Source organism: Ensifer sp. 2TAB8, assembly GCF_052115125.1.
Lineage (GTDB): Bacteria > Pseudomonadota > Alphaproteobacteria > Rhizobiales > Rhizobiaceae > Ensifer.
Window position 1 is genome coordinate 2,501 of record NZ_JBFRGB010000041.1, and the last position, 15,393, is coordinate 17,893.

Below are 15,393 nucleotides of genomic sequence, written 5' to 3' on the forward strand. Positions count from 1 at the left end.
GAATGATCTACGATCATTTAGGACGTCCGAGCCCAGATCCTGTGAACCCATGGATGGTCTAGCCGACCGGATGTGGTGGAGGGTCTGGAGGTAGGAAGGAAGCCTTGTCCTAGAGACATGATCATTGTTTGGGTGTCCTTCGGGATGCCCTTCTGGTGTTCATGTTGGATTGGTGTTGCCTGACCGCGCATCACCGGACAGATCTCGAGAAGCTGGTCTTAAGATATGGCGCAAGTGAACCGCTCGGCGTGGTTCCAATAAAGCGACCGTATCGAACACGTCGATGGCATCTGACTGACCTGGTTGTAAAAGGTAACCGGGTCGTTGGGCGGCTTGAGGCACATTCAGTTGTGCCCGGATAGCCAGGTTTGGCTGCCCCGCGAAAGCGGGACAAGCTTAGCCAAACCCAACTAAGGRTGAGCATTGGCAATGAGAACGATCAAGTGTCAAAAGGGCATTTGGTGGATGCCTTGGCATGCACAGGCGATGAAGGACGTGATACGCTGCGATAAGCCGTGGGGAGCTGCGAATAAGCTTTGATCCATGGATCTCCGAATGGGGGAACCCACCTTAAATGCTTGGAAAATTTAAGTCGTGCGCAAGTACGGCTTAGGTTTCCAAGTATTGTTTAAAGGTATCTTACTCTGAATACATAGGGGTAAGAAGCGAACGCAGGGAACTGAAACATCTAAGTACCTGCAGGAAAGGACATCAACCGAGACTCCGCAAGTAGTGGCGAGCGAACGCGGACCAGGCCAGTGGCAATGAGGAATAAAGTGGAACGACATGGAAAGGTCGGCCGTAGAGGGTGATAGCCCCTTACACGTAGAACACTCATTGTCCTTGAGTAAGGCGGGACACGTGAAATCCTGTCTGAACATGGGGAGACCACTCTCCAAGCCTAAGTACTCGTGCATGACCGATAGCGAACAAGTACCGTGAGGGAAAGGTGAAAAGCACCCCGACAAGGGGAGTGAAATAGAACCTGAAACCGGATGCCTACAAACAGTTGGAGCCCGCAAGGGTGACAGCGTACCTTTTGTATAATGGGTCAACGACTTAGTGTGACGAGCAAGCTTAAGCCGATAGGTGAAGGCGCAGCGAAAGCGAGTCTGAACAGGGCGTTCAGTTCGTCGCATTAGACCCGAAACCGAGTGATCTAGCCATGAGCAGGTTGAAGGTTGGGTAACACCAACTGGAGGACCGAACCCGCATCTGTTGCAATAGATTGGGATGACTTGTGGTTAGGGGTGAAAGGCCAATCAAACTCGGAAATAGCTGGTTCTCCGCGAAATCTATTTAGGTAGAGCGTCGACCGAATACCCTCGGGGGTAGAGCACTGGATGGGCTATGGGGACTCACCGTCTTACTGATCCTAACCAAACTCCGAATACCGAGGAGTACTAGTCGGCAGACACACGGCGGGTGCTAACGTCCGTCGTGAAAAGGGCAACAACCCTGACCTCCAGCTAAGGTCCCCAAGTCATGGCTAAGTGGGAAAGGATGTGAGGATCCCAAAACAACCAGGATGTTGGCTTAGAAGCAGCCATCATTTAAAGAAAGCGTAACAGCTCACTGGTCTAAATAAGGGTCTTTGCGCCGAAAATGTAACGGGGCTAAAGCCATGCACCGAAGCTGAGGATGTGCAGTAATGCACGTGGTAGCGGAGCGTTCCGTAAGCCTGTGAAGGGATACCCGTGAGGGGTCCTGGAGGTATCGGAAGTGCGAATGTTGACATGAGTAACGATAAAGAGGGTGAGAGACCCTCTCGCCGAAAGACCAAGGGTTCCTGCTTAAAGTTAATCTGAGCAGGGTTAGCCGGCCCCTAAGACGAGGCGGACACGCGTAGTCGATGGGAACCACGTTAATATTCGTGGGCCTGGTGGTAGTGACGGATCGCTTAACTTGTTCGGACTTATTGGATTGTCCGGGCGGGGACGCGGTTCCAGGAAATAGCTCCACCATTATAGACCGTACCCGAAACCGACACAGGTGGTCAGGTAGAGTATACCAAGGCGCTTGAGAGAACTATGCTGAAGGAACTCGGCAAATTGCACGCGTAACTTCGGAAGAAGCGTGACCCTTTTTTACGCAAGTGAGAAAGGGTGGCACAGACCAGGGGGTAGCGACTGTTTATCAAAAACACAGGGCTCTGCGAAGTCGCAAGACGACGTATAGGGTCTGACGCCTGCCCGGTGCTGGAAGGTTAAGAGGAGGGGTGCAAGCTCTGAATCGAAGCCCCAGTAAACGGCGGCCGTAACTATAACGGTCCTAAGGTAGCGAAATTCCTTGTCGGGTAAGTTCCGACCTGCACGAATGGCGTAACGACTTCCCCGCTGTCTCCAGCATAGACTCAGTGAAATTGAATTCCCCGTGAAGATGCGGGGTTCCTGCGGTCAGACGGAAAGACCCCGTGCACCTTTACTATAGCTTTACACTGGCATTCGTGTCGGCATGTGTAGGATAGGTGGTAGGCTTTGAAGCAGGGACGCCAGTTCTTGTGGAGCCATCCTTGAAATACCACCCTTATCGTCATGGATGTCTAACCGCGGTCCGTCATCCGGATCCGGGACAGTGTATGGTGGGTAGTTTGACTGGGGCGGTCGCCTCCGAAAGAGTAACGGAGGCGCGCGATGGTGGGCTCAGACCGGTCGGAAATCGGTCGTCGAGTGCAATGGCATAAGCCCGCCTGACTGCGAGACTGACAAGTCGAGCAGAGACGAAAGTCGGTCATAGTGATCCGGTGGTCCCGCGTGGAAGGGCCATCGCTCAACGGATAAAAGGTACGCCGGGGATAACAGGCTGATGACCCCCAAGAGTCCATATCGACGGGGTTGTTTGGCACCTCGATGTCGGCTCATCGCATCCTGGGGCTGGAGCAGGTCCCAAGGGTTTGGCTGTTCGCCAATTAAAGCGGTACGTGAGCTGGGTTCAGAACGTCGTGAGACAGTTCGGTCCCTATCTGCCGTGGGTGTAGGAATATTGACAGGATCTGTCCCTAGTACGAGAGGACCGGGATGGACATATCTCTGGTGGACCTGTTGTCCTGCCAAGGGCATAGCAGGGTAGCTATATATGGAATGGATAACCGCTGAAGGCATCTAAGCGGGAAACCAACCTGAAAACGAGTATTCCCTTGAGAACCGTGGAAGACGACCACGTTGATAGGCTGGGTGTGGAAGTGCGGCAACGCATGAAGCTTACCAGTACTAATCGTTCGATTGGCTTGATCGTTCCCATTGCTTGTGTTCATCGATAGATGAAATGACGTGTTCAAAACAAAACGAGTTCGCTTAAAACCGAACTCACCAGCTTCTCAATCCGGTTTGAGCCCGCAAGCTCAAATCTTGCGCTTTGCCGACCTGGTGGTTCTGGCGGGGTGGCTGCACCCGTTCCCATTCCGAACACGGCCGTGAAACGCCCCAGCGCCGATGGTACTTCGTCTTAAGACGCGGGAGAGTAGGTCGCTGCCAGGTCTGCAAAGCGCAAGAAAAAAACCGGAATAAGATCATCTTCTCTTCCGCCTCGGCCCAGCCGAACACGGGCCGCCCTCAAGCGGCCCTTTTGTTTTGCTAGACCGAAAACAAGTGGTGCATTCCTCACACGAGACAAATCCTAAAGGATTTGCTCGGGAACAGACCGCAAATCCAAAAGGATTTGCGCTGACCGGATAAACGGGATTTTGCCTCCGGCAAAACCCGGAATAAGCGGATAAACCGCAAAGCGGTTTACCGCGATGGCGCGGGGTGGAGCAGCCCGGTAGCTCGTCAGGCTCATAACCTGAAGGCCGCAGGTTCAAATCCTGCCCCCGCAACCAGAGTTCACCGGCGCGCAGCCGTTCCAGATAATCGTGCCGCTTCACGGCATCGAACTGCTTCTCCATGATGGTCGCCGCTTCCATGGCAGCGAGGATCGAAGCGATCCGGCCGTGGACTTCGAGTGACGCCGGCTGGTGGCCGGGGGTCTTGCCGATGACCACCTTCTGGATGAACTGGCGCACGATGTTGATGAAGGGCTGTTTCGTCTCGGTATCGGCGTGCTCGCGCATGTAATAGAAGGCGGAGTTGATGATCAGCTCGACGGCCTGTGGACTGACCTCCGCCTTCAGCTTCTTGATCTTCTCCCCGAAATCTTCCTCCGTCGGTGCCTGCTTCAGCCGTGCCTCGAGCCCGGCCCGGCGCTCCTCAAGCTGGTCGAGCATATCATCGAGGGCGGCGAGGCGAGGGCGGCTTTCGGCGGCGCGGTCGCTGATCTGCTGGATGATCTGGCGCTGCTCCTGTTCGGCAGCCTTCAACTCCGCGGAAATGCGCTGGCGCTCGTCGGGTTCGTTCTTGCCCGACGCTGTGAGGTTGCGGCGCGCCTGTCCGGCGACGTCGTCGAATACACCCATGCCGAAGAAGGCGGCGGGGAGGCAGGACAGAACCCGATCCTCCAGGTTCTTGCGCAGGATGGTCTTCTGGTTGGAACAGCAGGCGCCACCGAGCCCGTCGATTGGCAGCTTATTCTTGTGGTTCGAGCAGCCGTAACGCTCCTTGGCCATGATGGCGTAGGAGCCGCCACACTCAGCGCATTCCAGCATGCCGCTCAGCAGGTAGCTCGGCCGGTGTGTCCTGTTCAGCCGATTGGTGGTCGTCCGTGAAAAGTTCTCCAGTGTTGTCAGTTGTCGTTCCTTCACGCGGGCCCAGAGTTCGTCACTGACGATTCGCATGGATGGAACCTCCGTGACGACCCATTCGCTTTTGTCGTTGAGGCGCGCGGTGCGTCGTTCCGTCTCCGGGTTCTTACGGTAGTTCTGCTTGTTCCAGATCATCCGGCCGACATAGAGTTCGTTGTGGAGTATGCCGGCCTGCCGCTTCCCGTCGCCGCGGATAGTGTCGTCGCGCCAGTACTGTTCCTGCGGCGCCGGAACGCGGCGATCATTGAGGTTCTGAGCGATGGTCGCCGGACTGACACCATTCGCATATTGCTCGAAGATCCAGCGGACGATCTCGGCCTGGGCCGGTTCGATCTCGCGCACTCCCCGGATCCGGTCGCCGTTGGCGTCGCGCTGCTGGCCGAGGCGGTAGCCATAAGAGAGACGTGTCGTTGCCTTGCCCTTGCGCGCCGCCGTCTTCATGCCCTCTCGCGTGCGGAAGCGGATCTGCCCGACAAGTTCGTGACTGAGCATGGCGCGAAACGACATCTCCATGTCCGTGACCGGGGTGCCGGCATGGACCGTCCAGAGATCGACATCGCGATAGCGCAGTTCTTTGAGGATCTTATGGCTGTGCTCGATATCGCGCGACAGGCGATCGACGGTCACGCAGAGAACCACGTCGATGCGCTCCTCCTTCACGCGGGAGAGAAGTTGCTGGATGCCGGGGCGCAGCACGAAGGACGTTCCGCTGACCGCAGCGTCGGAGTAGATCTCCACCAGCTTCCAGCCCTGCTTCTCGGCAAAGGACTTGCCGAGTTCGATCTGCGTTTCGATCGATACCTCGTCCTGGCGGTCGGTGGAGTAGCGGGCATAAAACAAAACCGTTTTGGTCATCTGCGGAATTCCATCTCAAACAATCTCTTTGGTGAACATTGGCCGGCTTTGCCGGCCAGTTTGATCGCGGGGCCGCAGCTATTCTGCAACGTCCCCTGCGGCCAGACGCTGGCGCTGCTTCACGCGGTGCCAAAGGTCCTGGGCGACGATCTGAAGTGCCGGCACGAAGTCGAGATAGTCACGGCCGGGTACCCAGACGCGACCGAGATAGATCTCGTCGTTGAGAATGCCGTTTCTTTGCGTGCGGTCACCACGGATCGTGGTGTCACGCCACGGCTTGCCGCGCGGACCGGCGACACCCAGTGTATTGAGGAGTGCTGCAATCTTTGCCGGCGATATGCCCTCGGCATACAACTGGAAAATCTGCTGAACGGCTTGGGCTGCGTCGGCATCTACCGCCGTGAAGCCGAAGATATATTGGCGATCGGCATTGAAGGCGCCCGTATAGCGATAGCCATACGAAAGACGCACAAGGTGTTCGGCCTCGTAGAGTTCGTCCGGCATTGGCGCGATATGATTGCCGCGTCCAAATACGCCGGGCTGATCATTGTAATAGTATTCGATCAGGTCATTGGTCTTGATCTGAACGCCGGGATCCGCCGCCCAGACTTCGATGCCCTTTGCGTGAAGTTCATGCAGCAGCCGTTCCGCAACGGCATACCTTGAGCATAAGCGGTCCAGCGTATGGCAGAGGATGACATCGATCGTCGCCCCTTCAATGTATTCAAGGAGTTTGCGGACACCTGGTTGCGCCGTAAAGACGACTTCGCCGATGTCCTCATCGCGGCAGATAGCTTCCAGTGACCAGCCGTTCTCCTTGATGAAACGCTTTGCATAATAGAGCTGTGTCTCGAAGCAGGCGCCGAGATGGGGGGTGGTCGAACTGCGTGCATAAAACAAAACGTTCTTCGTCATCGTGGTCTCTAAGTTAAGCTGCAATCTCTCCTTGGGGGACATGGTAGCCGGCGGCGGGAGACCTGGGAGTCCCCGCAGCGCTGCCAGGCCGTCATGGCCTGGCGTCAGTGTGTGATGGAAATCTTCGACTATCCGTGGGAACTGCCTGAGGCGCGATGTGATTGCCGACGGCAATAATTGCCGCAATCACGCTCGCCAGCGTCGGCGTGGCTAGCTAGTAGCCCATAGCGACGCGATAAGCCGCGGCCTCGTCGGTGTTGCCACGAAGGCGGCCATCGCGCTGGGGCTCGAGGATCTGCTCCTCAACACTGTCGCGGGCCCCGAGCCAGTGCCAACCGGCTTGATCGGGGAGGATAACGAAAACCTCGTTCGGCGTGATCCTGATGCGCGTTGCTCCCGTCTCAGCCTTGATCGCCTCACGAAAAAGCTGGTCGCGTTTACTGTTCGCTCCTGCCTTCTTTGCCTTTGATACCGACTCTTTGGAGGCGATCCTCGAGGGGGCGATGCGCTTTGTCAGAACCAGTACGCGGCTGACCTTCTTGCGGCGCCCCTCTGCCTCGTCGATGTCGATCACAATGCCGCGACTGAAGACATCGCAGAAAACGCCGCCGCTTACGGCAACGCAATGCGTGCTGAGAAACACGACGCAGGGATGATCGCGCTCGACGCCGGTTCTGTCATTCAGATAGGCAGCAAGTGTCGGCCGCTCAGGAAGCCGGCGCCAGTATCCGACATATCCAAGCAGGCGCAGCGCCGCATCGATCTCTCCGTCACGGGTTCTTTTGATCGGAGGGGTGCGCGGGAAGTCGAGCCACCGCGAGCTGTAGCGCACCTGGCGGATTGCATTGTGCGCCTCAGACAAACTTGCGCCGGTGATCGACGCGATAACGCTCGGCCCGGAATACAGACGGGATTTGGTGTCGTTGTCGACGTCATGCAGGTAACGCGTCTTAACTGTTCCGACAGGGGGAGCAGCCTCAACCACCTCGCATTTGACGGGGTCTGCCGAACCCGGCGCGGTGTTCGACGGAATGCACCCTGCAACGTTCAAGTTGCCGCAGAGGACGGCCAGAATATCCTGGAGATCCCCTTCAGACTGGACGAGTTTGAAGGTGTCGTTCTTGTGCTGTGCTGTACGCGACATGATGAGTCCTTTCTCTCGCGGTTCGCCTTCGTCTTCGAAGGCGAACCGCGCGAAGAAACTCCTCGCGCATGCGGCCGGTGCAGATCGCGAAACCGGGATCTGTCTTGCACTCACTGTCCCGGGACGGCTGGATCGTGGCGCCGTCAACATGGAATACGTGAACCATGGGCGCCTCCTTTCCGTTGCGGGCTGGCCTGTTGAACACTTGTCGGCGCCAATAGCTCATAAAGCTTGGCACTTCTCAAGTGTCTGTATCTGCATGGCTATCCATGCGAATTTGCTGAGAATCGCCTCAAATCTCGAAATGGCACAGCGGGAACCATTGAGCGCTCGGAAGACGCCGTCCGACGCCGGGAGCGGGGTCATTGGTTGTTAAGTATGGATTTGCAAAAGCCTGTGGCCGATGCGCAACACCACGCTTCGGCGGTTATCTGCCCGTCAATCATGGCCCGCTTGTCGGCCCGGGTACCCCGCGAAAGTGGCCCAAACATTCGATTCAGAATCAAACGGCGTTTAACCGAGTAATGGCGGGAGAAGTCGTAAAGCGTGCAAACGCCGTTAGGCGTTCCAGCGACAGCGTGGGATGGTCAAGGCCGGATCCGAGAGGGCAGGGGTCGAACGGACCCGCTCAGCCGTCCTGATCGGCACCGTCGAGATAAAGCAGGTGGGGCTTCCGTCGGAAGGGCCATCTGCCATCCCGGTACTTGTCGACAAGGTCATCGAAGACCGTGCGGGAAGCGTGCTCGTCGAAGCCCTGTTGAACGAGCATTGAGACGACGACATCCTGGAAGTGTTCCAGCTCGTCGGTCTTATCGCGTGTGGCCATGGCCGAGATCGTCATGAACAGCGCAGTGCGAGCTACATCATCGCGTCCGGGGCGTTTGGCCTTTCGGTCGGTATCGCGCAGCTTCTGTTGCCGCTCGCGCTGTTTGCGGTTGCGGATGTCCTCGGACTTCGCTGGCATGCCATCTTCCCCGTCAGGTCCCCGGCTACGCATGTCAGACCGTCGCCGCTCCGGCAACGGCGTTTGCAGATGAATCGGAAATCCCGGTTTATGAATCGTTTGTGCGCGGTTTTGAATCGAATGAGCGCAACTCGAGATGCATTGCGGGCACGTCGAGACAGGTCGAGATGATTTGGCGAGCGGCAAACGGCGTCGGTGAATCAAATGACCAGCGTTCGGAATCGGAAATCTCGAAGCTGGAATCAAATGAGCGCAATTTGCCTCAATGTGTGGGCACGTTGAGATGACCTATCGGCAACCTGGATTGGTTCGCGGGGATTCCTGCTCGCGCATGCGCATGCTGCGTCCGTTCCATTGCGAAGCACCCGCGGTGGACGAACTCTTGCCCGTTCTGTTCATCGACGGGTCGAGTGTCGTAGCCCCTGCCGTTTTTACGGAATGTGACTTCTCCGGACAGCAATCGGGTGTTCCGCGCGGGCGGTGAGTCGGTGACCTCGCGTATACTTGGCTGTCCGTTTCTTGGTCGCGAGGACTTCTTCGCGAAGGCCGTAAATGCGCGAAGCCGCTTCGTTCGGCTCGATATTGGATTTTGGTTGAAAGTAAAAACGATCGAATTTAATGTAAAAAATAACTGATTATATCGCATACGCTAAGATATAATGATTAATATGTTTTTAATTTATAAATATATCATCTTGATGGCGCGCTTCGTTTTAAGGAAATAAATCCATTTATATTATGGCAAATATTTATTTGAATTTGTGTAAGTGGTGATAATCGTGAGATCATATAGTCATTCGATGAGATGTTCATCGGATGCTATAGTAGATAATTACCGGAGTATTTCATGCGTACCACGACCACCAAGACCACGACGACTGCCTCCTACTCCTACGAAGACAATGGCATCGGCCAGGCGCTGCGCGCGCAGCTCGAATCCAGCGCTGCCTGCATCTTCGATCTCGGCCGGCGCACGACCGAACAGATCTTCGAGCTTGGCGACCATCTGACACAGGCGGCGGACCTGCTGGCCGACGGCCGGTTCGACAAATGGGTGAAGATGCGTTGCGGCCTCGCACCGCGCAGCGCCCGCAATTACACGGCGGTGTTCCGCAATCTCACGCCGTACCGCGACGAACTGGTTGATCTGTCGGTCGGAGCGACGGTGCTGTTCCACCTGAGTTCGGCAACGACCGATCAGGTCAAGGCGGCGATCACCTTTGCTGAGGAGAACGGGCGTCTGCAGGTCGCCGATGTCAAAGCCATTCTGGCCGGCGGCGAGGAGGGCGGCGACAAGCCGGAGACAGGCGATCAGTTCCGCGTTGGCGGCGTTGGCGGACTGAAGGCGCTGATCGCCAACAAGATCCGCGACGGGTTGAAGGCGTTCATCGCCCATATTGTCACGATCTGCCAGGCGATCGAGGCAGCTCTCTCGAAGAGCCGGGTCATCAAGGAAGCGCTGGCCAAGGAAATCCAGGACATTGCCCGCGTCGCCCGTCACGAACTCGAAAGCCTGGCGCTGTTCATCGAACCGGACCTCGATTTTGGCCGCAACACCCGTCCGACGAAGTTCCCGACGAAGACCGGCTGGGCCGAGGTCAATGAGACGCTCTACACATTGGGCGGGCTCGATAGCTGGCCGAAGTCGAAGGAGATGCGCGACTGGCTTGCGGTGCATGTGCTTCCAGTGCTCGGCTGGGCGGTGTCGAAGGAGCGGGCGCCGGGATGGCCGCTCGCGGGGCCAGGTGCTCCGGCTTCCGAACCGGCAATTCCGGCAGAATTGGGCAGCGCCCGTGACCGTCAGGATGCCGAACCGGCAATGCCGGAAGAGGTCTCGAATGATGCCGATGTCTCCGGTGAGGCAATCGGGCGGTTTGGCGCGGCGCTGGAAGAGGCGACCGATGGCTTCATGACGGTCAGCCGTGAGGCGCCTCGGGGCCGCAAGCAGTTTGCCAAGGTGCCGTCACTTGCGGATGACGCTGTCGTCGAGGTGGAACCGGCGCCTGCGGTCACGCCGTAAGGTTGGCTTGTTCGAAGGCCGGTCGACTGGCTTTCCCGCCAAACTCGAGAGGGCCGCGCCGCGGCCCCTTTATATTTTTTAGCTTCGGATACTGCTGATCCTCGGAGCCGATTGTCGGCTATAGGCCGTGTGAGCCCGGCGTTAACCTTGTACCGGCTTTGTTCTGATTTTGCGCTCCGGGTCCTTGAGCCCGCCCGCCGGTCCTGTCAGGTTGAGGCTGTTCGGGAGACCGGACACAAAGCGGCCCAAGCCGATGCTACCAACATCGACAAGGGCCTGACCCTCAAGCCTTGAGTTAGAAGGAATCGGGCTATGACCACGCATACTCTCTCTGTCCCCCCCGGGGAAGCTCTTCGTTCGACCGTTGCAGCGGCCACCATGTTCTCCCACGGTTCGTCCGATCCCGGCGCCCGGTTCGGCCCCGGCGCCCGAGTGGGCATCGGCGAACCGGCAGCCCTGCGCCGCCATCCGCACATCGTTCGCTTCGCTGAAGTCGAGGCCGATCTCGACCTGCTGATCGACCGCGCCATCGCGGCGATCGCCCACGGTGAGCCGATCGAGGACGAAATCCTTGGGCACTACGTCCACATCGCCTCGCTCGTCCGCGCCGTCTCGTTCCGCGAAGGCAAGATGCTCGAGCAAGCGGTCGAGCGTCTGGCCAAAGCCAATCCCAACATTGTTGTCTTGTCCCAGTCGCTCAAACTGCCGCTGGTCAAGGCGGCGCTGGAAGCCGTTTCCGGCAACGACTGGTCTTGCCTCGACGGCATCAAACTCGATTGCGAGGCGCCGGCCAAGGGTAGCTACACGCCGGACCTGATCCTCGTGAACCGGGTGCGGTACACGGCCTATATCCTCGACCTCAAACGGTCGCTTGCTTCTTACGGCGACACCAGCCGCCTCGAGGAATTGAAGCTGAAGATGATGGCGTCGGCGATGGTGCTGCCGGACTGGCTCTACAAAAACCACAAGCGCCTGATGGTCGACACGGTCGAGGTCGCCATCGTCGATGGCGCCAGTCGCCCGAGCGATCACGCGACCGGTATCTGGGCGCTGTCAGAGATCGACGACCTCCTGGAAATCGACGGCGTCGCTGCCTGCATGGCCGAACTGCGTCTCCGCTTCGGCTGCCGCGTACAGCAGCTTCTCGAGGCGGAAGCGCGCAAAGCACTTGGCGTCGTGGCGACAGTCGCGTCGGATGCGATGTACGCCTCGGTCATGACCGGCAAGCCGCGGATCGCGTTGAACGGCTCGTCACGGAGTTACCAGGAAGAGCAGGCGATGGCCGCGCGGCACGAGGACGATGGTCATGACGACCTCGGTTGCTTCGACGGGGATCAGGACGACGAACCGGAACCGGTCCGTATCCGGGTCGGCTTTGCCCGGCGTCCGCGCCGGCACTAGCCGCCAGCCCAACGGCACTGATCGCGGCCGCGCCGAGACGCGTGGCCGGCTTCCGCTTTCTTCCATTCCATGAACGCCGGATGCCATGCGCTCCGGCGAGGAGACAGTCATGTCCATCGAGACCCACAGCCCGTCTGTGGCCGGCTTCCGTTGCGAAGCGGTCACGACCGATACCATTGCGTCGCCCTGCCTTCACAGCAGGCTGGCGAATATGCCTCGCCTCGAACTCGCTGGTGCCGATCAGCATTCGAGTCCTGCTGACGATCCCGCCATCCTGATCGGCCTCGCGCTTGCCTGCGTCCGGCAAGGTCCTCTGCTGGATGGCTTCGTGCCGGAGCCTCTGATGCTGCGGCTGAATGCGCTTGCCGATGAGGGTGATGTCGCTTGCCGCCTGCTGCGCGGCTGGCTGCAGAACCGCAATCGGGATTATGGCTGGCGACGGAGCGAGCATCTGAGCCGATCGACCCCACTTGCTGCGTCGGCTGACATCCATCTGCCGCGTCGTACACTGCGCAAGCGTGTGCTGGCTGCTGTCACGACGTCTCATCATCGCGAACGTCGAAGGCGTATCTGGACACGACCGCGCGATCCAGCGGTGAACCCCGAAACGGCGGCAATTATTGCCGCGGAAACGGGAGGGCGCGCCGATGGATAAACTCGCTCGTCTGTTCGTCCACCGCCTCCGGCATCTTGCTCGCCGCGAGGCACGCCGGGCCGCCCTGCGCAACGGTCTACTGGAGGGCAAGATTGTCGATGTCGATGGGCAGCTCTTCTGCCGCTACAGCCCGGCCTTCGACACGGCAAGGCTGAGTGGCGATCCGGTTCGCGATGCTGCCTGGTTCCGACGAAATTTTGACGCGGGGCTTGTCGCACCGAAGGAGAATGGCAATCTGACGTCGGGCTCTGGCGGCGATGATGTTGTGACCATGGAGTCTGTCGCCGCGCCGCTCGTCTCGTCCATGCTTGCCTTCCCCCGGGCTCGCCGGGGCGTGACCGCGCAAGACGCAACCCCGGGCAACGGCATTGATCGGCGTGCCTACGCGGTCCGCCTCGTGGATCGGGCCGTGGCAGCGCCGCGGATTAGTCACATCGTGGCGGCGCTGGTGTTGGCGCGCGCGGTGCGCAGTAGCGGACGCTCGCTGCGGGAGATTGTTAACACGCTGATCCATACGACTCCGGTCGTCACGCTCCATGCGCCGCTCGACGGCTTCGAACGGGAGGTGCTACGGCTTCTGGAAAAATCCGGGGTGGTGCCAGACGGTCCCTTCGCAATCATTAATTCCGATCACATGTTCAACGACGATCACTTCGACGTCGTTGAAGGGGAGCGGCGCAGTCGTCTCGTCGTATTCCCGGGCGCGGGTGTGCATCGTGTTACCGGCAACGCCTTGCGTCGGCGAATGATCAGCGCATTGTCCCGCAACTATCCGATCCTTGCCATCGCGGAAAAACGATCGGACATTCCCGCCCTGCTTTGCATCTCCGCCGACCTGTCGTTGGAAACGGGCAATCTCGACCGGAGATTTGTCGCTGATCTGGTCGAGGTGCTCTATCCGGATGCGGTAGTCGGAATGCTTGGCCTGCCGTCGGATACTGATGCGCGCTGGCTGTCGCTGGAGGATCTGGTGCTTGCCTTTCGCCCGGGACGGGATGTTCGAGATGTGCTGCACCTCCTTGCCACGCTGATCGAACGCAATCGCGGCGACTCTGACGACGACGGCGGCGACTTCGGTGATGACACGACACCGGGATCAAAGTCCTCCGCTACATCCACAGAGAAGGCGTCGGGATCGGACGAAAAGTCGAAGTTGTCCGAAGCCGAGAGCAACGGCCGCTGGAAGCGCGACAAGCCGTCCGGCGCCGAAGTGATCCAGCCGCAGCCTTTGCTCACGGCGGGTGAGATCGACGGCAGGTCACCGGTGACCGTCGAAACACTCTCCGGATACGGCAGGGCCAAGGACTGGGCGCTCGATCTCAAGACCGACCTCGACGATTACCGTGCCAGCATCCTTACTTGGCCAGAGATGAGTACCAAGCTGTTGCTGTCGGGTCCGCCCGGAACCGGGAAGACAACCTTCGCCCGGGCGCTGTGCAACAGCCTGCAGATCCCACTGGTCGTCACCTCGGTCTCGACATGGCTGCAGGGCGGGCATTTAAACGACGTGATCGACAAGATGGCGAAGACGTTCGTCGAAGCGCGCGCCATGGCGCCGGCGATTTTGTTCATCGACGAGATCGATGGCATCGGCAAGCGGCAGCCGGCCGAACGTAACTATGCCGACTACTGGAATGCCGTGGTCAATAAGGCGTTGGAACTGCTGGACGGCGCCGTCAAGAGCGAAGGCCTGATCATCGTTGGCGCCACCAACCGGCCCGATGAGATTGACGAGGCCATCAAGCGGTCCGGCCGCCTGGAGACCCATATCGAAGTTCCGAAGCCCGATGTGTCGACGCTCGCGGAAATCCTGGCCCACCATCTCGGTGACGATGTGACGGCGCTGATCGACGAACCGGTACTGGAGGTAGAGCGAGAAGCTGATGATGGATTCTCGCTGAAGAAGATCGTCGCCGACCACCTGAAGGAACAAGCAGAAGACGAACGGAAGGGAGCAGGCCGATGACCGCGACCCAGAACAGCAATACGACGGAAACGACGGCAGTCGCGCAGGAGGGCAATCCCGTTGACGCGATCCTGAGACGCCTTTCCACGCGCGCGATGGGGCTGACGGGCGCGGATATCGAACGGATCGTCCGGGAAGCGCGACTGAAGGCGCGTCGCGGCAAGCGGGCGATCCGCTATGAGGATATCGAAGAGGGCATTCGCGGTAATCGTCCGCCCGTACCCTACAATCTGCGTTGGCGTTTCGCGTTCCATGAGGCAGGGCATGCGGTTGTCCATCATGCTCTCGATCTCGGTCCCGTTCGCGGGCTCAATATTGACACGGGGCAGGGTGGTTATAATCTCGTCGGCTTCCACGTGTGGGCCACCGACACCCGCGACTGGTACGAACACATGCTGACTATGCTGATGGCCGGGCGGGCCGCCGAGAAATTGACGCTCAAGCGCGTCTCGGCTGGCTCCGGTGGCACCGAAGACAGCGATTTGGCACGGGCCACGCGGATCGCCTTCGACATGGAGCGGACCCTTGGCTTCGGGACCGAGCATCCGCTGCTCTATCGCCCAAACCACGATCCGGGCGCAGTTCTTGACCGCGACCCCGAACTGGCCGCACGTGTTCATGCCAGGCTAGAAGCGGCACTTGACCGGGCGACGACAATCCTCAGGAGGCGCAGGCAGATCTTCCATGCTCTGGCCAAGGCACTGTTCGAAGCTCAGGCAATGGATGAGACTGCAGTGCTGCAAGTCCTGACGGAGGCGGACATCTCCATGGGCAAAATGGTCAGTTAGCCCGAGCCGG

Annotated in this window: 9 protein-coding genes, 1 tRNA gene, 2 rRNA genes and 1 pseudogene; 9 read left to right on the plus strand and 4 right to left on the minus strand. The window is 58.9% G+C overall.

Features of this window, described 5'->3' with window-relative positions; genetic code table 11:
• The first annotated feature begins 437 nt into the window (after positions 1-437).
• The 4 genes from AB4Z53_RS33530 to AB4Z53_RS33545 all read left to right on the plus strand — a co-directional run bounded on the left by AB4Z53_RS33530 (position 438) and on the right by AB4Z53_RS33545 (position 4,639).
• A 23S ribosomal RNA gene (locus tag AB4Z53_RS33530) occupies positions 438-3,234 on the plus strand.
• Between the two features lie 127 nt (positions 3,235-3,361).
• A 5S ribosomal RNA gene (rrf, locus tag AB4Z53_RS33535) occupies positions 3,362-3,476 on the plus strand.
• 264 nt (positions 3,477-3,740) lie between these two features.
• Positions 3,741-3,817, plus strand: a tRNA-Met gene (locus AB4Z53_RS33540).
• A gap of 135 nt (positions 3,818-3,952) precedes the next feature.
• Positions 3,953-4,639, plus strand: coding sequence for a hypothetical protein (locus AB4Z53_RS33545; RefSeq protein ID WP_441599676.1), 687 nt, complete (start codon positions 3,953-3,955; stop codon positions 4,637-4,639).
• Between the two features lie 84 nt (positions 4,640-4,723).
• On the opposite strand, the pseudogene AB4Z53_RS33550 reads toward AB4Z53_RS33545, so the two are convergent.
• The 4 genes and pseudogenes from AB4Z53_RS33550 to AB4Z53_RS33565 all read right to left on the minus strand — a co-directional run.
• A pseudogene (locus tag AB4Z53_RS33550) lies at positions 4,724-5,530 on the minus strand (recombinase family protein); the annotation flags it as partial.
• A gap of 78 nt (positions 5,531-5,608) precedes the next feature.
• Positions 5,609-6,487, minus strand: coding sequence for a recombinase family protein (locus tag AB4Z53_RS33555; RefSeq protein WP_441599678.1), 879 nt, complete (start codon positions 6,485-6,487; stop codon positions 5,609-5,611).
• A gap of 172 nt (positions 6,488-6,659) precedes the next feature.
• The gene (locus tag AB4Z53_RS33560) at positions 6,660-7,589 is read right to left on the minus strand and encodes a hypothetical protein (RefSeq protein ID WP_441599679.1); all 930 of its coding nucleotides are present in this window, start codon (positions 7,587-7,589) and stop codon (positions 6,660-6,662) included.
• A gap of 628 nt (positions 7,590-8,217) precedes the next feature.
• Positions 8,218-8,553: a hypothetical protein gene (locus AB4Z53_RS33565; protein WP_441599681.1), complete on the minus strand. Its 336-nt coding sequence runs from the start codon at positions 8,551-8,553 to the stop codon at positions 8,218-8,220.
• 847 nt (positions 8,554-9,400) lie between these two features.
• Here AB4Z53_RS33565 and AB4Z53_RS33570 point away from each other — a divergent pair.
• From AB4Z53_RS33570 to AB4Z53_RS33590, 5 genes are all read left to right on the plus strand, one after another.
• A complete protein-coding gene (locus AB4Z53_RS33570; RefSeq protein ID WP_441599683.1) occupies positions 9,401-10,573 on the plus strand; it encodes a hypothetical protein in 1,173 nt (390 codons plus the stop codon).
• A gap of 312 nt (positions 10,574-10,885) precedes the next feature.
• Positions 10,886-11,974: a hypothetical protein gene (locus AB4Z53_RS33575; protein ID WP_441599685.1), complete on the plus strand. Its 1,089-nt coding sequence runs from the start codon at positions 10,886-10,888 to the stop codon at positions 11,972-11,974.
• Positions 11,975-12,083: 109 nt separating this feature from the next.
• Complete coding sequence (locus tag AB4Z53_RS33580) at positions 12,084-12,629, plus strand: hypothetical protein (protein WP_441599686.1); 546 nt, start codon at positions 12,084-12,086, stop codon at positions 12,627-12,629.
• The gene (locus tag AB4Z53_RS33585; RefSeq protein WP_441599688.1) at positions 12,622-14,595 is read left to right on the plus strand and encodes an AAA family ATPase; all 1,974 of its coding nucleotides are present in this window, start codon (positions 12,622-12,624) and stop codon (positions 14,593-14,595) included. The genes AB4Z53_RS33580 and AB4Z53_RS33585 overlap by 8 nt, the downstream gene beginning before the upstream one ends.
• Positions 14,592-15,383 (plus strand): ATP-dependent Zn protease, encoded by a 792-nt coding sequence (locus AB4Z53_RS33590; RefSeq protein ID WP_441599690.1) that lies wholly within the window; start codon positions 14,592-14,594, stop codon positions 15,381-15,383. The genes AB4Z53_RS33585 and AB4Z53_RS33590 overlap by 4 nt, the downstream gene beginning before the upstream one ends.
• Positions 15,384-15,393 lie beyond the last annotated feature (10 nt).